Annotated in this window: 19 protein-coding genes; 9 read left to right on the forward strand and 10 right to left on the reverse strand. The window is 71.0% G+C overall.

The features are described 5' to 3' along the window. Window positions 1-82 precede the first annotated feature (82 nt). Both ACWDY5_RS09390 and ACWDY5_RS09395 read right to left on the reverse strand, forming a co-directional pair. On the reverse strand, window positions 83-1,516 hold the full coding sequence (locus tag ACWDY5_RS09390; RefSeq protein WP_449721790.1) for a substrate-binding protein: 1,434 nt from the start codon (window positions 1,514-1,516) through the stop codon (window positions 83-85). Then, the gene (locus tag ACWDY5_RS09395; RefSeq protein WP_449721791.1) at window positions 1,498-1,857 is read right to left on the reverse strand and encodes an ArsR/SmtB family transcription factor; all 360 of its coding nucleotides are present in this window, start codon (window positions 1,855-1,857) and stop codon (window positions 1,498-1,500) included. The genes ACWDY5_RS09390 and ACWDY5_RS09395 overlap by 19 nt, the downstream gene beginning before the upstream one ends. Window positions 1,858-2,070: 213 nt before the next feature. Between ACWDY5_RS09395 and ACWDY5_RS09400 the strand changes: the two genes are divergently transcribed. Together ACWDY5_RS09400 and ACWDY5_RS09405 are read left to right on the forward strand one after the other, a co-directional pair. Next, entirely contained in the window at window positions 2,071-3,630 is a 1,560-nt protein-coding gene (locus ACWDY5_RS09400) for an amidase (protein ID WP_449721792.1), read from the forward strand. Further along, complete coding sequence (locus ACWDY5_RS09405; protein WP_449721793.1) at window positions 3,627-3,899, forward strand: zinc finger protein; 273 nt, start codon at window positions 3,627-3,629, stop codon at window positions 3,897-3,899. The genes ACWDY5_RS09400 and ACWDY5_RS09405 overlap by 4 nt, the downstream gene beginning before the upstream one ends. 247 nt (window positions 3,900-4,146) lie before the next feature. On the opposite strand, the gene ACWDY5_RS09410 is transcribed toward ACWDY5_RS09405, so the two are convergent. After that, window positions 4,147-4,620 (reverse strand): hypothetical protein, encoded by a 474-nt coding sequence (locus tag ACWDY5_RS09410; protein ID WP_449721794.1) that lies wholly within the window; start codon window positions 4,618-4,620, stop codon window positions 4,147-4,149. A gap of 67 nt (window positions 4,621-4,687) precedes the next feature. Here ACWDY5_RS09410 and ACWDY5_RS09415 point away from each other — a divergent pair, with 67 nt between their 5' ends. Both ACWDY5_RS09415 and ACWDY5_RS09420 read left to right on the forward strand, forming a co-directional pair. Beyond that, a complete protein-coding gene (locus ACWDY5_RS09415; RefSeq protein ID WP_449721795.1) occupies window positions 4,688-5,419 on the forward strand; it encodes a class I SAM-dependent methyltransferase in 732 nt (243 codons plus the stop codon). Next, complete coding sequence (locus ACWDY5_RS09420; RefSeq protein ID WP_449721796.1) at window positions 5,416-6,957, forward strand: FAD-dependent oxidoreductase; 1,542 nt, start codon at window positions 5,416-5,418, stop codon at window positions 6,955-6,957. Before ACWDY5_RS09415 ends, ACWDY5_RS09420 begins: the two co-directional genes overlap by 4 nt. Before the next feature lie 4 nt (window positions 6,958-6,961). Here ACWDY5_RS09420 and ACWDY5_RS09425 read toward each other — a convergent pair whose 3' ends face one another. Continuing rightward, a complete protein-coding gene (locus ACWDY5_RS09425) occupies window positions 6,962-7,933 on the reverse strand; it encodes a DUF5914 domain-containing protein (RefSeq protein ID WP_449721797.1) in 972 nt (323 codons plus the stop codon). A gap of 133 nt (window positions 7,934-8,066) precedes the next feature. On the opposite strand from ACWDY5_RS09425, the gene ACWDY5_RS09430 reads away from it, so the two are divergent. From ACWDY5_RS09430 to ACWDY5_RS09440, 3 genes are all read left to right on the forward strand, one after another. Continuing rightward, window positions 8,067-8,822 carry a 3-hydroxybutyrate dehydrogenase gene (locus ACWDY5_RS09430; protein WP_449721798.1) on the forward strand — a complete coding sequence of 252 codons (756 nt, stop codon included), beginning with the start codon at window positions 8,067-8,069 and terminating at the stop codon, window positions 8,820-8,822. A gap of 138 nt (window positions 8,823-8,960) precedes the next feature. After that, a complete protein-coding gene (locus ACWDY5_RS09435) occupies window positions 8,961-10,205 on the forward strand; it encodes an MFS transporter (RefSeq protein WP_449721799.1) in 1,245 nt (414 codons plus the stop codon). Next, window positions 10,202-12,220, forward strand: coding sequence for a helix-turn-helix domain-containing protein (locus tag ACWDY5_RS09440; RefSeq protein ID WP_449721800.1), 2,019 nt, complete (start codon window positions 10,202-10,204; stop codon window positions 12,218-12,220). The genes ACWDY5_RS09435 and ACWDY5_RS09440 overlap by 4 nt, the downstream gene beginning before the upstream one ends. Here ACWDY5_RS09440 and ACWDY5_RS09445 read toward each other — a convergent pair. Together ACWDY5_RS09445 and ACWDY5_RS09450 are read right to left on the reverse strand one after the other, a co-directional pair. After that, entirely contained in the window at window positions 12,194-12,922 is a 729-nt protein-coding gene (locus ACWDY5_RS09445) for a DUF2071 domain-containing protein (RefSeq protein WP_449721801.1), read from the reverse strand. The two genes, ACWDY5_RS09440 and ACWDY5_RS09445, sit on opposite strands and share 27 nt — an antisense overlap. 63 nt (window positions 12,923-12,985) lie before the next feature. Beyond that, a complete protein-coding gene (locus ACWDY5_RS09450; RefSeq protein WP_449721802.1) occupies window positions 12,986-14,011 on the reverse strand; it encodes a hypothetical protein in 1,026 nt (341 codons plus the stop codon). A 162-nt stretch (window positions 14,012-14,173) separates the two neighbouring features. Between ACWDY5_RS09450 and ACWDY5_RS09455 the strand changes: the two genes are divergently transcribed. After that, window positions 14,174-15,385 (forward strand): cytochrome P450, encoded by a 1,212-nt coding sequence (locus ACWDY5_RS09455; protein WP_449721803.1) that lies wholly within the window; start codon window positions 14,174-14,176, stop codon window positions 15,383-15,385. On the opposite strand, the gene ACWDY5_RS09460 is transcribed toward ACWDY5_RS09455, so the two are convergent. Further along, a complete protein-coding gene (locus ACWDY5_RS09460; protein WP_449721804.1) occupies window positions 15,352-15,861 on the reverse strand; it encodes an N-acetyltransferase family protein in 510 nt (169 codons plus the stop codon). The two genes, ACWDY5_RS09455 and ACWDY5_RS09460, sit on opposite strands and share 34 nt — an antisense overlap. Window positions 15,862-15,979: 118 nt before the next feature. Between ACWDY5_RS09460 and hrpA the strand changes: the two genes are divergently transcribed. Further along, window positions 15,980-19,876 (forward strand): ATP-dependent RNA helicase HrpA, encoded by a 3,897-nt coding sequence (gene hrpA, locus ACWDY5_RS09465; protein ID WP_449721805.1) that lies wholly within the window; start codon window positions 15,980-15,982, stop codon window positions 19,874-19,876. Here the strand turns inward: hrpA and ACWDY5_RS09470 are convergent. The 3 genes from ACWDY5_RS09470 to ACWDY5_RS09480 form a co-directional block, all read right to left on the reverse strand. After that, window positions 19,869-20,600 (reverse strand): GNAT family N-acetyltransferase, encoded by a 732-nt coding sequence (locus ACWDY5_RS09470; protein WP_449721806.1) that lies wholly within the window; start codon window positions 20,598-20,600, stop codon window positions 19,869-19,871. The genes hrpA and ACWDY5_RS09470 overlap by 8 nt on opposite strands. Before the next feature lie 217 nt (window positions 20,601-20,817). Further along, on the reverse strand, window positions 20,818-21,261 hold the full coding sequence (locus ACWDY5_RS09475; RefSeq protein WP_449721807.1) for a VOC family protein: 444 nt from the start codon (window positions 21,259-21,261) through the stop codon (window positions 20,818-20,820). A gap of 21 nt (window positions 21,262-21,282) precedes the next feature. Beyond that, entirely contained in the window at window positions 21,283-22,806 is a 1,524-nt protein-coding gene (locus tag ACWDY5_RS09480) for a CYTH and CHAD domain-containing protein (RefSeq protein ID WP_449721808.1), read from the reverse strand. Between the last annotated feature and the right edge of the window lie 6 nt (window positions 22,807-22,812).

Genomic DNA, 22,812 nt, shown 5'->3' on the forward strand with positions numbered 1-22,812 from the left:
GGCGCGCCTGGGGCGAGCGCGGTTTATCCACAGGGGGGTGGGCTGCGGCGAGTTGTCCACAGGGCAGGGCGGAGCGGGTTGCTCAGCGCTCGACGATGGTGAAACCGTGGGGCACGGCCTTGGCGAGGAACAGCGGCGCCTTGCCCTGGGCCGGACGTGCGGACCGCCAGAGTGCGGACTCGCGTTGTTCGCGCATCGCCGCCGACACGGCGCCCAGGTCGAAGTCCCGGCGGAGGGCGCCGCTGGAGGCGAGCATGTGCACGGCCTCGTAGATCGATTCGGTGATGCTGGACAGCGGTGCGGCAGTGGCGCCGAAGCGGTTCCGGTAGCGGTGGAGAAAGGCGGTGTTGGTTGCGGAGTCGACCTCTTGGAAGTAACTGAACGCGCTGTACACGCCCTGGGCGGCGATGCCGCCGGTCAGCTCGCGGGTGGACTCGTCGAAGGCCATGGACAGCGTCCGGCAGCGGGACCGCAGGCCCGCGGCATGGCTCTGGCGCTCGAAGTGGGCTTCGTCGGAGCCGACGAAGGTGGAGACCACCAGGCTGGCGCCGGTGCTGATGATCTCCTCGATGATGTCGGCGAAGTCCTTGGTGCCCAAGGGTTTGTACCGTTCGGCGACCACCGAGCCGCCGAGCCGTTCGATGATGCGGCGGGCCTCGCGGTTGCACACGCGCGGCCAGACGTAGTCATCGCCGCACAGGAAGGTGCGGCCGCCGGTCTCGGCGACCAGCGCGGGCAGCGCGGCGCGCAGCTGGGCGGAGGGCCGCTCCCCCAGGCGCACCACGTTGGGCGAGTAGCGGCCGCCCTCGTTGATCGGCGTGTGCACGAGCAGGACACCCAGCCGCCGGGCCCAGCGGGCCAGGGCGGGGAACACAGCGGAGGTGCAGTTGGTGATCACCACCCGGCAGCCGTCGGCGTGGACCAGCCGTCGGAGTTGCTCGGCGCCGATGTCCGGCGAGCTGGCGTCGTCGCGGACCACGACCTGGAGCTGGCAACCGTCCACGCCGCCGTCGGCGTTGACCTCGTCGGCGGCCATCCTGGCCAGGTTCTCACTCGGTCCGCCGAAGATGCTGGCCGGACCGGACTTGCTGACCAGCACGCCGATCCGGATCGTGCGCGGTCCGGCCAGCTCCTCAAGGGGGTCGTAGCCGCGCTGCCGCAGCAGCCAGGTGACCGCGTCGTCGGGCACCTCGACGCCGAGGCGGACGGTGGTGCCGCGACCGCCGTTGGCCAGGGTCATGGTGCAGGAGACCCGGCCGGGCCAGGGCACCTGCTGCTCGATGACGATCTTGTGCGGTGGGTCCAGGTAGGCGATGCGGCCCACGGCCTCGATGGTCGGGCTCTGCGGGTCGGCCGGGTTGACCGGGAGCTCGAAGCGGACCAGTCCGCCGACCATGAACGCGTCGTAGTCCGCGCCGAAGAGCCAGCCTGCCGCTTTGTCCTGTCCCAGCAGTCCGAAGACATCCCCCGGTGGCAGGGCGACGTCCCGCTGCTGCGTCAGTACGAGGTTCCCCACCTGCGCTGTTCCGCCTCCGGATCGCGGTGCTTCTCCGTGATCGTAGCGAGTCCGTCCAGCGACGCTCCGTACAGGGTGCTCAGGAACGCCACCACATCGTTGATCGGTTCGACCCGGAGGGAGTAGTAACGATATTTGCCCGCGCGGCGCTCCTGCACCATGCCGGCCTCGCGCAGCACCTTGAGCTGCATCGACACCGCGGTGCGGCCGATGTGCTCGATGTGCCCGGCCAGCTGGGTGACGGTCAGTTCGCCGTGCTCGCGCAGCAGGCTGAGCACGGTGCGACGGGTGTCGTCGGCCAACGCGTCAAATGCGGACGCACCACCGCCCACAGCAACCACCCACCATGCTCGCTCGGCCCCCCGACCGCCCCAATTTGATCACTGTAGGCGATCCACCCGGTAACCAGCAAGACGAGTGGGTGATTCTCCGGCACTCAACCGGCGCAGAGCGGTCAGCCACTCGCGTCAAGATCCATTGACACGTAACGGTAGGCTCAATACGCTTCGGTAACTCGGCGCGCCCACTACCGCAGACGGAGGGGATTTTCGGCCATGGGAACAGTCCCTCCCAGTATCGAAGATCTCCGCGCGCTTGCCAAGCGTTACAACTTCACCCTCGAGGACGCCGACCTGGAGTCCTTCCGCGGGCTGATGACCCCCACGCTGGCCGCCTACGACGCGGTGGAGAAGCTCTACACCGAGCACGCCCCGCCGATGCCCAGCCGCAGCTACGCCGTGCCCAGCCCGGCGGAGAACCCGCTCAACGCCTGGCAGCTCTACACCGAGCTGTCCACCCGCGAGGACGGCCCGCTGGCCGGGCGCAGGGTGGTCATCAAGGACAACATCGCGGTGGCCGGCGTGCCGATGGGCAACGGCTCCCGCTCGTTACAGGGATTTGTGCCAAGGCAGGACGCCACCGCGGTGCGCCGGCTGCTCGACGCGGGCGCGACCATCGTCGGCAAGGGCACCTGCGAGGACCTCTGCTACTCCGCGGGCAGCCACACCGCCCACTCCGGCCCGGTGCGCAACCCGTGGGACCCCGAACGCACCTCCGGCGGTTCCTCCTCCGGGCCCGCGGTACTGGTGGCCACCGGCGAGGCCGACCTGGCCCTCGGCGGCGACCAGGGCGGCTCGATCCGCATCCCGGCCGCCTTCTGCGGCGTGGTCGGCCACAAACCGACCTACGGGCTGGTGCCCTGCACCGGCGCGTTCAGCATGGACAACACCCTCGACCACCTGGGCCCGATCACCCGCACCGTGCGCGATGCCGCGCTGATGCTGACCGCGCTGGCCGGATACGACCCCGAAGACCCGCGCCAGGACTCCGCGCTCAAGCCGCGCGACTACCTCAAGCGCCTGGACGAGGGCGTCAAGGGCCTGCGGATCGGCCTGCTCACCGAGGGTTTCGACATCCCAGGGCTGTCCGAGGCCGGGGTGGACGACGCCGTCCGCAACGCCGCCCATACCCTGGAACAGGCGGGCGCGCGGGTCACCCCGATCTCGGTGCCCTGGCACCGCACCGGCATGGCCATCTGGACGGTCATCGCCACCGACGGCATCGCCTGGCAGATGATCGAGGGCAACGGGATCGGCCGGAACTGGGCCGGGCGCTACGACCCCGAGCTGATCGCGCACTTCGGCCGCGGCCGCGCCGAGCACGCCGACGCCTTCTCCGAGACGGTCAAGCTGGTCACCCTCAACGGCGGCTACACCCTCGACCGGTACCACGGCGCGCACTACGGCATGGCCCAGAACCTGGTGCCACACCTGATCAAGGGCTACGACCAGGCGCTGGCCGAGGTCGACGTGCTGGTGCTGCCCACCGCCCCGCACGTGCCCAAACCGCTGCCCGGCCCGGGAGCCAGCCGCGAGGAGTACGTGGTCGCCGCGCTGGGCCTGGTGCCCAACGTGGCCCCCTTCGACGCCAGCGGCCACCCCGCGATCGCCGTCCCGGCGGGCCGGGTGGACGGCTTGCCGGTGAGCATGATGATCGTCGGACCGCATCACCGTGACGACCTGTGCCTGCGCGTGGCCAGGGCCGTCGAGACCGCGCTGGGTGGCTTCCCGCCCGCACCCGCGCACGCCTTCGCCGCGACCAGGGAGCAGCCATGACCATCCTGCCCGAGCACGGGCTGCCCGCGGAGTTCGGCAGTCCCAGCCCCGAGCAGCTGCTCTTCTACTGGATGCCGGTGGACGGCAGGCGGCACGCCATCTGCGGCGCGCACGGCTCGCACCGGCCAGGCCAGCCCGCGGACACCCTGTGCGGGCGCCAGGTGCTCACCCGCACCGCCTCCGAGCACGAGTGGATCCGCTGGGCGACCTGCGACGACTGCTGGCACATCGCCAAGACCGCGCAGGCCGCGCTGTCCCGCCAGACCTGATCTCGAAAATGCCATTGCGAGCGCCGAACACGGCGGATTAGCGTGGCGGTACACGAGAGAGGAGGTGGTCCAGCGTTGGATATCAACAGGACTCGTGAGGTGGCTGTCCGCTAGGACCGCCTTCGGCTTCACTGAGCGAATTCCAGACAGCTACCGGCCCCCGGACCTCCGAGCCCAGTCCGACTCGGCCCACCCAGCTACCGGTGGGAGACAGGTCCGGGGGTTGCTGTCTGTCTGGGGCCGCCCGCTAGAGACCGCTCAGCGCGGCGCCTGCCACCAGCACACCGGCCGCGATCAGCCGGAACAGCCAGGGCACCGTCTTCTCCGTCAGCAGCGCGGCCAGCAGGTAGGCCACCGCGGCCACCACCGCCATCTCCACCGAGGGCAGCGCCGGGGTGAACCCGAACAGCCCGCCGATCCGGCCGAGCAGGAACACCAGCACCGGCCCGAGCAGCGCGATGAAGGCGTTGCCCGCCACCTGGAGCATGCCCAGCAGCCACCAGCCCACCGTCACCGCCAGCAGCGTCACCACCCCGACCACGATCCCGGGGCTGGTCAGCGAGTCGACCGGCACCCAGCCCCGGGAGGCGTCGCACGGCTCGCTCGGGCACGAGGAGGGCAGCAGCGGCAGTACCGCCAGCCACAGCAGCACCACCGAGGCCCCGACGGCCGCGGCCGCGGCGCAGCGGATGACCAGGCGCAGGGGTTGGGCTTCGACCATGAACGAATCGTGGCAGAGTCCGGGCGTCGGCGTGCGCGCGCCGGGTTGCTCCGGCAGGGTTGAATTCATGAACCGAGCGCTGGACGCCGATGAGCTGCAGAGCGAGTTCGACGCGCACGCCCGCCGCTACGACCTGCTGGTGGGCGCGAACCTCGGTTACCACCGGGACCTGCGCCGCGCCGCGAGCCGCCTTGGCCTGCGCGAACAGGGCGGTGGACAGCGGGTGCTGGACCTGGGCTGCGGCACCGGCGCCTCCACCGCCGCCATCCTGGCCGCCTACCCGCTGGCCACCGTGGTCGGCGCGGACGCCTCCGGCGGCATGCTGGCCGCCGCGCGCGGCAAGCCGTGGCCGGGCAGCGTGTCCTTCGTGCACGCCAGGGCCGAGCGGCTGGCCGCGGCCGGGGTGCGCGGGCCCTTCGACGCGATCTTCGCCGGGTACCTGCTGCGCAACGTCGCCGACCCGGACGCCGTGCTCACCGACCTGCTCGCGCTGCTGCGTCCCGGCGGCCACCTGGTGCTGCACGACTACACGCTGGACCGCCGACCGCTCAGCCGCGCGGTCTGGACCGCGGTCTGCTGGGGCGTGATCATCCCAGCCGGGCTGCTCACCACCGGGCGCACCGGCCTCTACCGCTACCTCTGGCGCAGCGTGCTGGACTTCGACCGGGTGGACACCCTGCGGGACCGGCTGCGCCGCAACGGCTTCACCGAGGTCCGCGCCGGATCGGCCGGGGGCTGGCAACGCGGCGTCACGCACACCGTGCGCGGCCGCCGGGAACTCGACGGAGGCACCGGATGATCCCCTTGGGCACCGACCGGCGCGCGGTCAAGCACCTGCCGCGCGGCAGCCGCGCCAGCGTCGCCCACCTGCCGACCAGGCCACGGGTGGTGGTGATCGGCGGCGGCATCGCCGGGCTGGCCGCGGCCACCGCGCTGTCGGACCGGGGTGTGGAGGTGGTGCTGCTGGAACGCGAGGCCTACCTCGGCGGGCGGGTCGGCGGCTGGCCGGTGACCCTGGCCGACGGCAGCGAAGCCACCATGACCCGCGGTTTCCACGCCTTCTTCCGCCAGTACTACAACCTGCGCCAGCTGCTGCGCCGCGCCGACCCCGAGCTGCGCGCGCTCACCCCGCTGACCGACTACCCGCTGCTGCACAGCAACGGCCACGCCGACACCTTCGCCGGCCTGCCCACCACCCCGCCGTGGAACGCCGCCGCGTTCGCCTTGCGCAGCCCCACCTTCACCTGGGCCGAACTGTCCACAGTGGACGCCCGAAGGGCGATGACGCTGCTCGACGTGCGAGTGCCGGAGACCTACGCCGAGCTCGACCACATCGACGCGGTGGAGTTCCTGGACCGGATCGGGTTCCCGGTAGCGGCCAGGGACCTGGCCTTCGAGGTGTTCTCCCGCAGCTTCTTCAGCGATCCCCGGCTGCTCTCCGCGGCCGAGCTGGCGGTGATGTTCCACATCTACTTCCTCGGCTCCAGCGAGGGCCTGGTCTTCGACGTGGCCGCCGACCCGTTCCCGCACGGCCTGTGGGAACCGTTGGGGCGCTACCTCTCCGGCCGCGGCGCAGACATCCGCACCGGCGTGCGGGTGGCCGCGGTGGAACCCAGCGCCCGCCGCCGCTACGCGGTGCACCTGGCCGGCTCGCTGGCTCCGCTGGAGGCCGACGCGGTGGTGCTGGCCACCGACGTCGGCGGCCTGCGCACCATCGTCGGCGACTCCCCCGGCATCGCCACCGCGGACTGGCGCGGCGCGGTCAGCAGGCTGCGCACCGCACCCCGCTTCGGCGTGCTGCGACTGTGGCTGGACCGGCCGGTGCGCGCCGACCGGGCCGGCTTCCTGGGCACCGCCGGATTCGGGCCGCTGGACAACATCAGCGTGCTGGACCGCTACGAGCACCAGGCCAGGGACTGGGCGGCCCGCCGCGACGGCGCGGTGGTCGAACTGCACGCCTACGCCATCCCCGCCGACGCCGTGCTGGTCGACGTGCGCGCGGAACTGCTGGCCCAGCTGAGCAAGGTGTACCCGGAGACCGCCGACGCACGGATCGTGGACGAGCGCTTCGAGATCCGCTCGGACTGCCCGCTGTTCCTGCCCGGCACCTACACCGAGCGGTTAACGGTGACCACCCCGGAGGAGTTCCTGGTGGTGGCGGGTGACCACGTGCGCACCGGACTGCCGGTGGCGCTGATGGAACGCGCGGCCACCTCGGGCTTCCAGGCCGCCAACGCGGTGCTGGGCCAGTGGGACGTGCAGGGCCGGACGCTGTGGACGGTGCCCACCCAGGGCCGCAGCCCGCTGCTGCGCACGCTGGCCCGCCGGTTGCGCTGACCGCTCAGCCGGGGAAGCGGCCGGTGCGGCGCAAGGTGTACCGCCGCTCGGCGTAGTCCAGGTCGTCCCGCCACAACCGTTCCGCCGCCCAGCGCATCACCGGCCGCACTACCGGCGCGGCGGCCCTGGCGAAACGGAAACCGGGCCGGTCGGAGTGCGCGATGGTCGCCTCGATCACCGCGGTGCGCCCGGGACCCAGTGGCGTGGCATGGGTTTCCACCACACTGCCGGTGCCCTCGCCCTCGACGATGTGCATCACCACCGTGCGCGGCTCCGGGCAGGTGAAGGCCGCCAGCACCGGCACCCCGACCCGGCCGCCCAGCTTGAAGGTCACCTCGACCAGGAACCGGTCCTCCTCATCGTCGTGCTCCGGCGCGGAGACCACCCGCAGGTTGGCGAAGGAGTACGGGTGGAACCAGGCCCCGTGCCAGGGATCCAGCCGGTTGGCCAGCACGTCCTCCGGCTCGCAGCGACCGATCACAGTGGCCACCGCGGACAGCGCGCCGGCCGCCGGGCGTTGCGGCAGCACGGGTTCCGGCAGCGGCTGCTCGCCGCCGGCGGAGTCCAGCCGGACCCAGGCCAGCACGCCGTCGTCGTGCGCGGGAAACGGCTGCCAGCCGGGGAAACCCTCCGCGCCCAGCGCCAGCCCGTGCCAGCGGCACAGCAGCTTCCCGCCGTGCACCGCGGCCTGGCACAGCGGCGCGCCCAGGTGCGGGCACGACCCGGGTGCGGCGTGCAGCGTGCCGTCCGTCCCGCGCCAGGCCACCACCTCGACCCCGGCGATGGTTCGGCCGAACGGCCTAGTGGCGGGAACTTCCTTGCTGGCGGCCAGCACGAACCAGTTCCCGGCCGGCCGGGCCTGCGCGCGTTTGAGGGCGGCGGCGATCAGGCCGGGCTTGGCCGCGCGCCAGGTCGGCTCCTGCTCCGGCCAGGCCGGGGTGTTCAGCAACCGCAACGGCAAACCACGGCGAGGCATGCTCCAACGCTAGTACGCACAGTGACATCCAGCGACCGCACGCGCGCATGTGGGTGGAATCCACTGTTTCTCCCGGCGGTGTGGTGCCCGCGCACATGGTCAGCGGGCCCCGACTTGCCTACCGTCGGAGTCCATGACCACTCAACCGGGGCTGATCGGGCGCACCGCACTGGTCACCGGCGCCGCCAGCGGCATCGGACTGGCCATCTCCAAGATGCTGGCCTGCGCGGGCGCGACCGTGCACCTGGTGGACAAGAACGGCCCGGCGGTGCACACCGCGGCCGAGGACTACGGCGGCGTGGCACACGAGATCGACCTCAGCGACCCTGCGGCCATCGACTCACTTCCGTCCACAGTGGACATTCTGGTGAACAACGCCGGCATGCAGCACGTGGCCGGGATCAGCGAGTTCCCGCCGGAGGTGTTCCGGTTGATGCAGGAGGTGATGGTCACCGCGCCGTTCCTGATCCTGCGCAAGGTGCTGCCGCACATGTACCAGCGGCGCTGGGGGCGGGTGGTCAACATCTCCTCGGTGCACGGGTTGCGCGCCAGCCCGTTCAAGTCCGCTTATGTCGCGGCCAAGCACGCGCTGGAGGGGCTGAGCAAGGTGGTCGCGCTGGAGGGGGCGCCGTACGGGGTCACCAGCAACTGCATCAACCCGGCTTATGTGCGGACGCCATTGGTGGAGAAGCAGGTCAGCGATCTGTCGCGGGCGCACCGGATCAGTGAGGAGGAGGTGCTCACCGACATTCTGCTGGATCGGACCGCGGTGAAGCGACTGCTGGAGCCGGTGCAGGTGGCTGAGGCGGTGTTGTGGTTGTGCAGTCAGCAGAGCGGGCATCTGACCGGGGTTTCGATACCCATCGACGGCGGGTGGACCGCGCGGTGAGGGTTCGCGCGGGTTTTTTCGCATGAGGTGACGATCTAGGCTCCTGCTCCCTGCCCTCCCGATGACGTGAGGTGATCCATGTCCCTGCCCACCGCCGCTCCCGCGCGGTCTTCCATCACTCGTATCGTCGGCGCCAGCATGATCGGCACCACCATCGAGTGGTACGACTTCTTCCTCTACGGCTCGGCCGCCGCGCTGGTGTTCAACACCCTGTTCTTCCCCACCTCCGATCCGCTCACCGGCACCCTGCTCGCCTTTGTCACCTACGCCATCGGGTTCATCGCCCGGCCGTTGGGCGGGATCGTGTTCGGGCACTTCGGTGACCGGCTCGGGCGGAAGAAACTGCTGGTGATCAGCCTGCTGCTGATGGGAGGCGCGACCTTCCTGATCGGCCTGCTGCCCACCTACGCCACCATCGGGGCCGCCGCTCCGCTGCTGCTCACCCTGCTGCGGCTGGTCCAGGGCTTCGCACTCGGTGGGGAGTGGGGCGGGGCGGTGCTGATCGTCTCCGAGCACGGTGACCCGAAACGGCGCGGCTACTGGGCTTCCTGGCCGCAGGCCGGGGTGCCGGCGGGCAACCTGCTGGCCACCGCGGTGCTGGCGGTGCTGGCCGCGGTGCAGCCCGAGGCCGACTTCCTGGCGTGGGGCTGGCGGATCCCGTTCCTGCTCTCCGGCGCGCTGGTCGCGGTGGGGCTGTGGATCCGGCTGGCGGTGGCCGAGTCGCCGGTGTTCCTGGCAGCTCAGGCCAAGGCCGAGCAGACCGGGGAGCGCGAGGCCCCGCCGATCGTGCGGGTGCTGCGCGAGCACCGGCGCGAGGTGTTGGTGGCCATGGGCGCCCGGTTCGCCGAGAACGTCTGCTACTACATCCTCACCGCGTTCATCCTGGTCTACCTGACCGGGCCGCTCGGCCTGCCCAAGTCCACCGGCCTGAACGCGGTGCTCATCGCCTCGGCCATCCACTTCGTCTCGATCCCGCTGTGGGGCGCGCTCTCCGACCGGCTCGGGCGCAAACCGGTGTACCTGTTCGGCGCGATCGGCACCGGACTGTGGGGCTTCGCCTTCTTCGCCATGCTGGACACCAAGTCCTTCTGGCTCATCACCCTGGGCACCACGGTCGGGCTGATCCTGCACGGCGCGATGTACGGGCCGCAGGCGGCGTTCTTCTCCGAGCTCTTCGGCACCAGGGTCCGCTACTCCGGCGCCTCGGTCGGCTACCAGCTGGCCTCCATCTTCGCCGGGGCGCTGGCCCCGCTGATCGCCACCGCCTTGCTGCAGCAGTTCGGCTCCTCGTTCCCGATCTCGGTGTACCTGTTCCTTGCCGCTGTGCTGACCACCGGCGCGGTGCTGCTCTCCCGCGAGACCAGGGGCGAGCAGCTCGGGTGAGCGAGTCCGACCTGGCCCAGTTGCTCGGCCTGCTGGCCACCGGCGCCGAGGCCGAGCAACTGGCCCAACCCCTTGCCACCGCACGGGAAACCGGCTTGCCCGCCGCGCGGCTCCGGGTGCTGGCCGAGGCGACCGAGCACGCCCTGCGCATCCACCGCACCCTCGGCCAGCACCGGCGGCGGGAGGCCGAGCTGGCCGCGCTGTTCGACACCGCGGGCGACCTGGCCGCGCTGCGCGACGTGGACGCGGTGCTGCGCTCGATCGTGCGGCGGGCCAGGCTGCTGCTGGGCACCGACCTGGCCTACCTGAGCCTCAACGACGAGACCGCGGGTGACACCTACATGCGGGTCACCGACGGCTCGATCTCGGTGCGGTTCCAGCAGGTCCGGCTCGGCATGGGCGAGGGCCTCGGCGGGCGGGTGGCGCACACCGCGGAGCCCGCGGCCACCGCCGGCTACCTCAGCGACACCCAGTTCGCGCACACCGCCGCCATCGACGCCGCGGTCGCCGACGAGGGCCTGGTGTCCATTCTCGGCGTCCCGCTTCGCCTGGCGAACAGGGTCATCGGGGTGCTGTACGCAGGTGAACGGGACACCCGCTCGTTCACCCCCGAGGAGATCGCCTTGCTCACCAGCCTCGCCGACCACGCCGCCGTCGCCCTGGACACCGCCCGCCTACTTGAGGAGACCCGCACCCACCACGAGGCCCTGCGCCGCGCCGAGGCCGCACACGACCGGCTCACCGACCTGGTGCTGCGCGGCGGCGACGTGCACGACGTCGCGGTCGCGGTGGCCGAGCTGCTCGGCGGCGGCATCGCCGTCCGCGACGCCGAGGGCGCGGTGCTGGCCCGCACCGGCACCGCCCCGCCCCGGGTGCCGGCCCAGGCGGTGGCCGAGGCCAGGGCCAGTGGCCGGGCGGTGCGCAGCGGCAGGCGCTGGGTGTGCGCGGTGCTGGCCGGGGCGGAACTGCTCGGCACCATGGTGCTCACCGACCGCCCCGAGCTCACCGAGGCCGACCAGCGGCTGTTCGAGCGCGCCGGGGTGGTCACCGCGCTGGTGCTGCTGCTGCGCCGCTCGGTGGCCGAGGCGGAGAACCGGGTCCGCGGCGAACTGCTCACCGACCTGCTCGCCGGCACCGCCGACCCGGACGCGCTGCTCGCCAGGGCGGCGCGGCTGGGCGTGGACCTGGGACGGCGGCAGGTGGTGCTGGTCGCGGAGAGCGCGCGGGAGCGGGTGGGGGTGGCGGCGGCCAGGGTGGCGCGGGCGGCGCAGGGGCTGGCGGCGGGGGCGGTGCTGCTGGTGCCAGGCGAGGATCCGGGGGCGGTGGCGAGGACGGTGGCGGCGGAGCTGGGGGCGGCGGTCGGCGGGCCGGTGACGGTGGGCGGGGCGGGGCCGGTGGTGGTGGCGGGCGGGGCAGGTGGGGACGCGATGGGCGGCACGACGGGCGCGGGTGCGACCGGTGATGGCGCGGCAGGCGGGCTCAGGATGCGCGGGGGCGCGGCGGGCGGGGGCGCGATGGGTGGGGGCGCGATGGGCGGGGGCGCGGCGGGTGGCGGCGCGATTGGTGGCGGCGCGGCGGGTCCGGGGTTGGCGGGGTCGGGGCGGGGTGTGGTTGACGGGTTGGGTGGGCTTGGCGCGGCACACCGGGAGGCGCAGCGGTGCCTGCGGGCGCTGCTCGCCCTTGGCCGTCGTGGCGAGGGCGCCGCCGTGGCCGAGCTCGGCTTCGTCGGCGTGCTGCTCGGCGACCGGGCCGACGTGGCCGGGTTCGTCCGCGACACCCTGGGCGCGGTGCTGGACTACGACGCCCGGCGGGGCACGGAGCTGGTGCGCACGCTCACCGAGTACTTCGGGCACGGGTGCTCGCCCGCGCGGACCAGGGAGGCGCTGCACGTGCACGTCAATACGGTCACCCAGCGGCTGGAGCGGGTGGCCGACCTGCTGGGCGCGGACTGGCAGGAACCGGCGCGGGCGCTGGAGGTCCAGCTGGCGTTACGGCTGCACCGGTTGTCCGGCTGAGCTGAGCCGCAGCGGCGGCAGGGCGGTCCAGGTCGCCGGGATGTCCCGCATGAGCAGGGCGTGGTCTAGGTGGGCCGTGCCGGGAGGGAGGCGGTCGAAGAAGGTGGAGCGGACACCGGTGACCTCCGCCGGTTCGATCCGCCACTGCCCGGTGCGCATCGACAGGCTGTCGAGCCGGCGGGGGTCGCGGCCGACCGAGTAGCCGTCGGGGGCGGCGAAGAAGTCGGCCGCCTGCGCGACATCGGCGAAGAGTTCGCTGGGTCCGAAGCTCGCGGTGGGCCGGGCCTCGACCCGGACCCTGGTCCCGCCGTCCCAGGAGGCGAAGCCGATCGTCAGCTGGCCCGCCGTCTCCCGGACGGTGAACTCCGCGCGCCCGTGCACGCCGGGGAACAGCCGGCCACCGGCCAAGGTGGTGACGGCGGAATCGGTGTGCCGGCACGGGATGTACACCCCGGTGCGCGCCCCGGCCTGCGTGTCCCACTCGACGGCGAACCGGTGCGCCGCGTTCTCGCTGCGCAGTCCCAGCCCGGCTGGCGCCCAGCGCGGGCGCAGCTTGCCGAGGCGGATCAGGCAGATCCCGGCCACCGCCCAGTCCCGCACCAGCCGCGGCCGCAGCGGAGCTGGCAACAGCCGTGCCGCCAGCTCCGGCTCGACCCGGTAGTTCACCAGCAGCCTGCGCTCCACCACGCTCGCGATCTTCACTGCTCGTCTCCCCCGCGGTTTGGGTCTGTCAGTCCGTTGGATTACTTTCACTCATCACTGAAGTCACAGACTCAGCGGAATTTTTGCCGGATGCCGATCGCACTCGACCCGCCGCCGCAGGAAGTACGCCACCGTCGCCCCGCCCAGGGCCAAGCCCCAGAACGGGAAGAACGTCATCGGGTTGACGATGAACTCGGTGAACCCGACCCGGCCGACCATCCGGAGGAACACCCCCAGCCCCGCCGCCGTCACGATCACCGCGACGAAGGTGGCCGGGATGATCGCGGCCAGCGGGCGCACCCGCTTGCCCCGCAGTCCCGGCACCCAGAACGGGTAGACCTCGCCCCACGGGTACACCAGCCCCAGCGTGAGCAGCCCGCCCAGCGCGGCGAAGGTGCCCAGCCCCGCCCCGGCGATCCACAGCCCGTTCTCCTGTCCCTCCCGCAGGAACTCCTCGCTGATCAGCCCGAGGCTGAACCCGGCGAACCAGGCCCACCGGGTCACCGCGTAGGCCAGCGGGACCAGGAAGGCCAGGTAGGCGCACCACTTGCCCCAGCGGGCGGCCGCGGCGGGGGTGGCCAGCGCGGGCACAGGTCGCGGGCCGATGCCGCAACTCAGGCAGGCGCCGGCGGTGCGGCGCTGGTAGTTCAGGGTCGCGGCCAGCCAGAGCAGGGCGCCCAGGACGATGGCGAACTGGTTGAGGTTGGCGGTGTCGAACTTGTCCAGGTAGCTGACCGGGGGCCAGCCGAAGGGCGCGCCGATGAGCACGATCGGCAGGTAGCCGACCAGCATGAGCACCCGGCCATCGTTGAGGAACAGCGCCAGCGCGGCCGTGACCAGCCAGGCCAAGGTGAGCAGCAGCGGGCGGATCGCCTTGCTGCCAAGGGACATCAGCAAGGCCACCACGGTCGCGGTGGTCATGCCGATGGCGAGCAGCGGGGCGCTGGTCGCGGCCGGGACCGCGCCGAGGGCGGACAGCTGTGCGGACGGGTCGGCAGGCCCGAAAGGGTAGCCGGAGGCGCCGAACGTCCAGCTGAGAGCGAACACGGCGTACAGCGCTGACCAGATCGTGGCCGACCAGCGAATCATGGTGTCTCCTGAGGTAGAGGGTGGTGCTGCGGCAACGGTGTCGCGGATCCGCGGCCCCGGGCTCACCCCCTGGCGCGAAACCGCTCCCTCGCGAGATGGAGAGACAGTTCCGCCGCTCGGGGCTAACTTAGGTAGTCAGGCAACGCAACTGGAGGGGGAACCATGACTGACACGGTGGACGTCCCGCTGTACATGACCCGGAACGGGTTCGCGCCCGCGGCCGAGCTGGCCGAGATGCGCGACAGCCGGTCGATACGCAAGGTCCCGTTCGAGGTCTTCGGCGCCAAGGGCGAGGCCTGGCTGCTCACCCGGCAGGAGGACGTGCGGGCGGGCCTCGGCGACCACACCCGGTTCAGCAACAACCCGGACATCCTCGGCGCGGGCCCACTGCCGCCGGGGCTGACCAGGGAAGAGGCGGACCGGATGCGCAAGGGCAACATCCTGTTCCTGGATCCGCCGGAGCACGGCCAGGTGCGCAGGCTGCTGATGCCGGAGTTCACCCTGCGCCGGATGCGGCGGCTGGAGGAGCGGATCGGGGTGATCGTCGAGGAGCACCTCGACCAGCTGGAGCGGCTCGGGCCGGGCGCGGACCTGGTGGCCAACTTCGCGCTGCCCATCCCCTCGCTGGTGATCTGCGAGCTGCTCGGCGTGCCCTACGCCGACCGCGCCGACTTCCAGGCCCGCAGCGCGCGGCAGATGAACGCGCTGCTGCCGGTGGAGGAGCGGATCGCGCTCAACCGCGAGGGCCAGGCCTACATGCAGTCGCTGGTGACCAAGGCCAGGGCGAACCCCGGCGAGGACCTGATCGGCATGCTCGTCCGCGAGCACGGCGCGACCGTGGACGACGACATGCTGGTCAACATCGCCTCGCTGCTGCTGCTCGCCGGGCACGAGACCACCGCGAACATGCTGGGCATCGGCACCTACGCCCTGCTAACCCACCCCGAGCAGCTGGCCTGGCTGCGCGCCAACCCGGACCGGATGGACAACGCGGTGGAGGAGCTGATGCGCTTCCTCACCGTGGTCGCCGCCGGGGTGCGCCGGATCGCGGTGCGGGACGTGGAGCTGCACGGGCAGCGGATTCCCGCGGGCGACACCGTGGTGTTCGTGCTCGCCTCGGCCAACCGCGACCCCGAGCAGCTGGACCGCCCGGACGAGCTGCTGCTGGACCGGGCGCCGCGCCCGCACCTGGCCTTCGGGCACGGCGCGCACCACTGCCTCGGCGCGACGCTGGCCAGGTCGGAGATGCGGGCCGCGTTCAGCGGGCTGCTGCGCCGGTTCCCCGGCCTGGCTCTGGCCGTGCCGCCGGAGCAGATCCGGTTCCAGCCGCGCCAGGCGGTCTACGGGGTCGCGGAGCTGCCGATCACCTGGTGATCGACCCGCACGGTGAGCACCCCGTCGGCGATGCTGCCGCGGCCGGGCAGGCCGTAGGAGTCGAGCAGGTGCCGCACCACGGCGTTGTCGGCGTAGGTGTGCAGGCAGACCGCGCGCACCCCGCCGGCCACCGCGGCCTTGGCCAGCCGCCGCAGCAGCGCCCGGCCAAGGCCCCTGCCCTGCCAGTCGTCGCGGACCAGGAAGGCCAGCTCGGCGGGGTCGGCGGCCTGGAACACGCTGCCCGCGCCCACCACCTCGGCGCCGGCCAGCGCCAGCTGGGTGTGCGTGGCGTGCTGGCTGACCAGGCAGCCCAGCGCCCGCCCGCTGGTCTGCGGCGCGCCGAGGAACCGGCGGCGCAGCGTCTCCGCCGAACAGCGGCGGTGCAGCTCGACCAGGCCGTCCAGGTCCGGCGGGCGGGCCCGGCGCAGCAGCGCGGTGCGCCCGTCCAGCCGGATCAGCTCCGGTAAGTCGTCCATGGCCCCCGATCCTGGGCCCGGCAGGTGACGCCGGCGTTACCCGGCCGCGTGGGTTTCACCACCGTGCGCGGGGTGAGCGGGGAAAACCGTTTGCCGGGCACTTAAACTGGTCCGCAGTATGGGTACGCCGCTTGTGAGCCCCTCGCTCACCGAACTCCACCACCGTCTCGCCGAGCTGATGCTGCGTGATCAGCGTCGGTTGCGCCGTCGTATCGAGGGGGCCCGCAAGCTGCGGGATGCCGGCAAGCGTGCCGCGGTCACCGCGGAGATCGCCGGCGAGGTCGCCGCGGCGGAGCTCCGGCTGGAGAACCGGCGCAACTCCCGGCCCAAGATCACCTACCCGGCGCAGCTGCCGGTCAGCCAGCGCAAGGACGAGATCCTGGCCGCGGTCCGCGACCACCAGGTGGTGATCGTCGCGGGCGAGACCGGCTCCGGCAAGACCACCCAGCTGCCCAAGATCTGCCTGGAGCTGGGCCGGGGCGTGCAGGGGCTGATCGGGCACACCCAGCCCCGGCGGCTGGCCGCGCGCACGGTGGCCGAGCGGATCGCCGAGGAGCTGGGCACCTCGCTCGGCGAGACCGTCGGCTACCAGGTCCGCTTCACCGACCAGTCCAGCACGGACACCCTGGTCAAGCTGATGACCGACGGCATCCTGCTGGCCGAGATCCAGAACGACCGGACGCTGTCCCGCTACGACACGCTGATCATCGACGAGGCGCACGAGCGCAGCCTCAACGTGGACTTCCTGCTCGGCTACCTGGCCCAGCTGCTGCCCCGCCGCCCCGACCTCAAGGTGATCATCACCTCCGCGACCATCGACCCCGAGCGGTTCTCCCGGCACTTCGGCGACGCCCCGATCGTCGAGGTCTCCGGCCGCACCTACCCGGTGGAGGTCCGCTACCGGCCGATCATCGACCCGGACAGCGAGACCGACGACACCGACCGGGACCAGGTCACCGCGATCTCCGACGCGGTGGACGAGCTGCTGCTGGAGGGGCCTGGCGACATCCTGGTCTTCCTCAGCGGCGAGCGGGAGATCAGGGACACCGCGGACGCGCTGGAGAAACGGGAGCTGCGCAACACCGAGGTGGTGCCGCTGTACGCGCGGCTGTCCGCGGCCGAGCAGCACCGGGTGTTCCAGGCGCACACCGGACGGCGGATCGTGCTGGCCACCAACGTGGCCGAGACCTCGCTGACCGTGCCCGGCATCAAGTACGTGATCGACCCCGGCACCGCGCGGATCTCCCGGTACTCCCACCGCACCAAGGTGCAGCGGCTGCCGATCGAACCGGTCTCGCAGGCCTCGGCCAACCAGCGCAAGGGCCGCTGCGGCCGGGTGTCGGAGGGCATCTGCATCCGGCTCTACAGCGAGGAGGACTTCGAGGCCAGGCCGGAGTTCACCGATCCGGAGATCCTGCGCACCAACCTGGCCTCGGTCATCCTGCAGATGACCTCCCTCGGCCTCGGCGACCTGGCCGCGTTCCCGTTCATCGACCCGCCGGATGCCCGCAACATCACCGCGGGCGTGCAGCTGTTGCAGGAGCTGGGCGCGCTCGAGGCGGAGCAGAGCGATCCGAAGAAGCGGCTGACCCCGTTGGGGCGCAAGCTCTCCCAGCTGCCGGTGGACCCCAGGCTGGCCAGGATGGTGCTGGCCGCCGACGAGCTGGGCTGTGTGCGCGAGGTGCTGGTGATCACCGCCGCACTGTCCATTCAGGACCCCCGCGAGCGGCCGGCGGACAAGCAGCAGGACGCCGACGGCAAGCACGCCCGCTTCGCCGACCCGAACTCCGACTTCCTCGCCTACCTGAAGCTGTGGGAGTACCTGCGGGAGCAGCAGCAGGAGCTCTCCAGCAACCGGTTCCGCAAGCTGTGCAAGGCGGAGTACCTGAACTACCTGCGGGTGCGGGAGTGGCAGGACATCCACAGCCAGCTGCGCCAGGTGGTCAAGCAGCTCGGCATCACCCCGAACAGCAATCCCGCGCCGGAGCAGCAGATCCACACCGCGCTGCTGTCCGGCCTGTTGTCGCACATCGGTCTGCAGGAGGAGCGGAAGAAGGAGTACCTGGGCGCGCGCAGTGCCCGCTTCGCCATCTTCCCCGGCTCCGCGCTGTTCAAGAAGCCACCGCGCTGGGTGATGGCGGCCGAGCTGGTGGAGACCTCGCGGCTGTGGGGCCGGATCGCCGCCCGGATCGAGCCGGAGTGGGTCGAGCCGCTGGCCGGGCACCTGGTCAAGCGCACGCACAGCGAACCGCACTGGGAGAAGAAGCAAGGCGCGGTGATGGCCATCGAGCGGGTGACCCTGTACGGGATCCCGCTGGTGGTCAACCGCAAGGTCAACTACGGCCGGATCGACCCGGAGCTGAGCCGGGAACTGTTCATCCGGCACGCCCTGGTCGAGGGCGACTGGGAGACCACGCACAAGTTCTTCCACGCCAACCGGGCGCTGCTCGGCGAGGTCGAGGCACTGGAGGACCGGGCGCGGCGGCGGGACATCCTGGTCGACGACGAGACGCTGTTCGCCTTCTACGACGAGCGGATCGGCAAGGAGGTCGTCTCCGGGCGGCACTTCGACAGCTGGTGGAAGAAGACCCGCAGGGAAACCCCGGACCTGCTGACCTTCGACAAGCAGGCGCTGATCAACGCCACCGCCGGGTCGATCACCGAGGCCGACTACCCCGATGACTGGCGGCAGGGCGGGGTGACGCTGCCGCTGACCTACCGGTTCGAGCCGGGCAGGCGGGACGACGGGGTCACCGCGCACATCCCGGTCGGCGTGCTCAACCAGGTCGGCGGCGACGGCTTCGCCTGGCACATTCCCGGGCTGCGCAAGGAGATCGTGGTCTCGCTGCTGAAGTCGCTGCCGAAGAACCTGCGCCGCAACTTCGTGCCGGTGCCCGATGTGGCCGAGGCGCTGCTGAGCCGGCTCTCGGTCGAGGACGGCAACGTGCTGGACGCGGTGGAAGACGTGCTGCACGAGCTCACCCAGATCGAGGTGCCTCGGGAGGCCTGGCAGCTGGACCAGGTGCCGGACCACCTGAAGACCACGTATCGGGTGGTCGATGAGAACGAGAAGGTGCTGGCCGAGGGCAAGGACCTGGCGGCGCTGAAGCGGAAGCTCACGGCTCAGGTGCGCAAGACGTTGTCCAAGGCGGGCAACGAGCTGGAGCGGACCGGGCTGCGGGACTGGACCATCGGGACGCTGCCGAAGACTTTTTCGCAGGAGCAGAACGGGTTCACGGTCACGGCTTATCCGGCGTTGATCGATGAGACGGACAGTGTGGCGGTCCGGATGCTGGACAGCGCGGCCGAGCAGCGGCGGGCGATGTGGCGGGGGACGCGGCGGCTGTTGCTGCTGACGGTGCCTTCGCCGGTGAAGCAGTTGCAGCGGGGGCTGAGCAACCAGGCAAAGCTGACGTTGAGCCGGAATCCGCATGGTGGAGTGGCTGATCTGCTTGTGGACTGCATCAATGCGGCGGCGGACAAGCTGATCGCGGCTGGGGGCGGGCCTGCTTGGGATTCGGCTGGGTTCGGCAAGCTCCGGGATGGGGTTCGGGGCGGGTTGCAGCTGGCGGTGTTCGAGGTGGTGGGGCATGTTGAGGCGACGCTGATGGCTTGGCATGAGGTGTCTGCCGTGTTGGAGACCAAGGCTTCTCTGGATGCTGCCGCGGAGGTGCGGAAGCAGGTGGACGCATTGGTGTACAAGGGGTTTGTGACTGCTACTGGGTGGTCTCGGGTGGTGCATCTGCCGCGGTATCTGCGGGCGGCCAAGCATCGGCTGGAGAAGGTTGGGGAGAATCCGCGGCGGGATGCGGAGTTGCAGGCTCAGGTGGATGCGGTGCAGCGGGCTTATCTGGAGCTGCGGCGCGAGGTGCCGCAGGCTGCGGCTGGGCTGGCCAAGATTCGGTGGATGATCGAGGAGTTGCGGGTCAGCTATTTCGCGCAGTCGTTGGGGACCGCTTATCCGGTTTCGGACAAGCGGATCTATCGCGCGATGGACGAGTTGCTGACTAGCTGAGCCGGTGCCGGATCCAGACGTTCGGTTCCACGTAGACGGCGTGGTCCTGGGCGGTGGAGACCATCACCGGGGCGAGCGCGCCCGGCACCTCGACGGTGCCGTCGCGGTCGAAGGGGAGGCCGGTCCATTCGCGCCATTGGGCCAGGGAACCGGCGATGGCCATGGAGGCCGGGCAGGTGTGCAGGATCTGCGCGCCCAGGCGGACGTGCACGCGGAGCCAGGGGTCCTCGGGGAGGCCGTCCGGGCGGCGGCGGGCGACGTAGTCGGACATGGGGGCGTGGGGTTCCAGGTGTTTGTGGCTGGGGCGGAGTGGGGCCACGAGATCGGTGAGGCCGGCTTGGGCGGCGTGGTCACGTAGCGCGGTGGCGAGGTGGGTGGACAGGCCTTCACCTTGGCGTTCCGGGGCTACCACGATTTCCAGCAGGGTGGCGGCGGTGGGCCGGCGTTGTTCGTCGGCGTCGGCCAATGCGTCGCCGATGATGGCGTCCCAACCTTGGTCTGGAAGAGTGCCGGGGTTGCCGTCCCAGGTGAAGGGGACGCTGTGGCCGTAGCCGATGAGGGTTTCTTCTTCGAGCAGCATGAGCTGATACTCGGGGAAGCGGTCGATCGCGGTGTCCAGGAGGGCGGAGACCGGGGAGTGCCGCATGAACTCTGGCCAGGCGGAGTCCATTGCCGCGTGGGCTTCTCGGAGGTCTGGGCGGTCGGCCAGTGTTGTCAGGTGCATGGTTCTTAGGTTAGCCGCGTTGTACGGTTGATTTTGTGATTTGGTTTGGGGCCCCTAGGCCATCCCGGATTGGGCTGACGGGGCAGGCGGTGAGGCCTGCCCAATCGCTGGGCTAGCTTATGGGATGGCCTCCCCCCAAACAAAATCACAAAATCAACCGCTCGCGGATAGCGTTGTTTCGCTGGCCGGGGTTTGTTGCGCGGTTGACCGGTCGTGGTCAGTTGATGTCGAACTCGTTTCCTTCGGGGTCCTTCATCGCTATCGCGTAGTGGTCGATTCCTTCCTGGTACATGGTGTGGGTGATGGTGGCGCCTAGGGCTACCAGTCGGTCGGCTTCGGCGTTTACTCGCTTCTTTCGGATCTGGATCGGGTCTGCGCGGGTGCCGCTGGCGTGGATGTCGATGTGCAGGCGGTTCTTCACGGTCTTTGGGTCCTGGACCGGCTGGAACCAGATGTCCGGGCCGCCGCCTTGCGGGTCGCTGATGCGGTCTGTGTCACCGGTCAGTGCTTCTTGCGGTATTCCCAGGTCGCGGTAGTAGGCGTCCCAGGTGGTGAAACCTGGTGGGGATGGGGCGAGTTGGTAGTGCAGGGCGGCGGCCCAGAAGTGGGCTTGGTGGGTGGGGTTGGTGCAGTCGACCACCAGTTGGTAGCGGACGGGCACTAGGTTTCCTTTCCGGCGCTGCTAGCGGAGCCACTTTCGCAGCTTCTTCGCCGAAGCCTTGCGCCAGAGTTCGGGGAGTTCTGTGCGCGCCTGTGCCGCTTTTGCTTCGTCGCGGCCCAGGAACAGGCCGTAGGTGAAGCCGTTCTCTGTTGCCAGGTGGGCTTGGATGCCCAGGTCGCGGAGGGCTTGGCGGCTTACTACGGCGTCCTGGTGGTGACCCAGGAGGGTTTGGATGTTCTTCATTCGTTTGCGGAAGCGGGTGGCGTTCTTGCCGAACACCGGTTCCAGCGCTTCGGCGGCGTAGCGGGCTCTTTTGGCTGCTTTGCGGGCTTCGTGCAGGGCCAGTTCTTGTTCCGGGCCATCCTTGGTCGCCGCCTCTGTCATCGCTCGGTCCAGCTTGCGGTAGGCGCGGCGGACCTGCTGGGGCAGGACGTCCTTCGCGGGATGGGTGGCCAGGCGGGTGGGCGGGGGTTCGGAGAGGGCGAACTCCAGCAGGCACAGCAGGTCCAGGTAGCGCTGGCCGTCCAGTTCGGCGAGGACCTTCTTGCGGGCGGCGGCGGCTTCCTGGCGGTAGTGGCCGTCGACGCGGGCTTTGACCGGGCCGAGGACGAGTTCGTCCGGGGTGTCCTGGATGTGCTGGGTGAAGCGGTGGTGCAGGACTTCCAGGTCTCTTGCCTCGCCCAGGACCGCACCCAGCCATTTGAGCTCGTCGGACAGGCGGCCGGTCTGTTCCCTGTCGATGACCTTGCCGTAGGCGCGCAGGGTGCTGCGCAGGCGGCGGGTGGCGACCCGCATCTGGTGGACGGCGTCCGGCTTGTCGCGGCGGATGAGGATGTCGCCTGCCACCAGGGCGGCGGCGTGGGCGCGGAGGTAGGCCAGGACGACGGTGATGGCGGAGGACTTCTTGGTCAGGGGGCGGGCTGGGGTGTGCGCGAAGACCGGGCGGGGCGGGGTGCCCAGGAGGCGGCCGATCTTTGACTTGGAGGTGCTGCGGTGGGCGCCTGCCGCGATGAAGCGTTCGTCCACTGTGGACAGTAGGGCGAGGTCGCCGTTGACGAGCTCTACTTCGGCTTCCTGCCAGGTGTCCAGGGTGGCGGACTCGCCCATGGTCTGGGCGCTGACGTCGTCGATGACCACCTCGGCCAGTACCGCGCCCTCAGTGTCGACCAGGTGCCAGCGGCGGCGGGTGGTGCGCAGGCGGCCGATGGGGGCCAGGTCGTTGCCCCTGGTGTGCGCGCGGACGAGTTTGGCCAGGGGGGCTGGGACCTTGCGGTTGCGGCCCAGTGGCAGGCGGATCTCCTCGCGGGTGTCCGGGCCAAGGGGAAGTTTGAGGTGCCAGCCGGCGTCGTCGCCGCCGGTGCGGCGGCGCAGGGTGACGCCCTCGGCGAGCAGGCGGCGGTCAGCGGTGTCGAAGTAGGTGGCGTCCAGGGCCAGCTCGTCGGGGCCCAACAGGGCGGCGACGCCGGGCAGGCCGTCCAGGTCGGGCAGGGCCAGTGGTTCCGCCGCCTCGTACTTGCGCTCGATCTCCCGCGTTTCGGTCGCCATCTTGCA

It is taken from the genome of Crossiella sp. NPDC003009, assembly GCF_053591555.1.

Excerpts from the sequence above, each read along its gene's own strand:
- ACWDY5_RS09400 (WP_449721792.1), top strand. The coding sequence starts at position 2,071 with ATGGGAACAGTCCCTCCCAGTATCGAAGATCTCCGCGCGCTTGCCAAG.
- ACWDY5_RS09405 (WP_449721793.1), top strand. The coding sequence starts at position 3,627 with ATGACCATCCTGCCCGAGCACGGGCTGCCCGCGGAGTTCGGCAGTCCC.
- ACWDY5_RS09410 (WP_449721794.1), bottom strand. The coding sequence starts at position 4,620 with ATGGTCGAAGCCCAACCCCTGCGCCTGGTCATCCGCTGCGCCGCGGCC.
- ACWDY5_RS09415 (WP_449721795.1), top strand. The coding sequence starts at position 4,688 with ATGAACCGAGCGCTGGACGCCGATGAGCTGCAGAGCGAGTTCGACGCG.
- ACWDY5_RS09420 (WP_449721796.1), top strand. The coding sequence starts at position 5,416 with ATGATCCCCTTGGGCACCGACCGGCGCGCGGTCAAGCACCTGCCGCGC.
- ACWDY5_RS09425 (WP_449721797.1), bottom strand. The coding sequence starts at position 7,933 with ATGCCTCGCCGTGGTTTGCCGTTGCGGTTGCTGAACACCCCGGCCTGG.
- ACWDY5_RS09430 (WP_449721798.1), top strand. The coding sequence starts at position 8,067 with ATGACCACTCAACCGGGGCTGATCGGGCGCACCGCACTGGTCACCGGC.
- ACWDY5_RS09435 (WP_449721799.1), top strand. The coding sequence starts at position 8,961 with ATGATCGGCACCACCATCGAGTGGTACGACTTCTTCCTCTACGGCTCG.
- ACWDY5_RS09450 (WP_449721802.1), bottom strand. The coding sequence starts at position 14,011 with ATGATTCGCTGGTCGGCCACGATCTGGTCAGCGCTGTACGCCGTGTTC.
- ACWDY5_RS09455 (WP_449721803.1), top strand. The coding sequence starts at position 14,174 with ATGACTGACACGGTGGACGTCCCGCTGTACATGACCCGGAACGGGTTC.
- ACWDY5_RS09460 (WP_449721804.1), bottom strand. The coding sequence starts at position 15,861 with ATGGACGACTTACCGGAGCTGATCCGGCTGGACGGGCGCACCGCGCTG.
- hrpA (WP_449721805.1), top strand. The coding sequence starts at position 15,980 with ATGGGTACGCCGCTTGTGAGCCCCTCGCTCACCGAACTCCACCACCGT.
- ACWDY5_RS09470 (WP_449721806.1), bottom strand. The coding sequence starts at position 20,600 with ATGCACCTGACAACACTGGCCGACCGCCCAGACCTCCGAGAAGCCCAC.
- ACWDY5_RS09480 (WP_449721808.1), bottom strand. The coding sequence starts at position 22,806 with ATGGCGACCGAAACGCGGGAGATCGAGCGCAAGTACGAGGCGGCGGAA.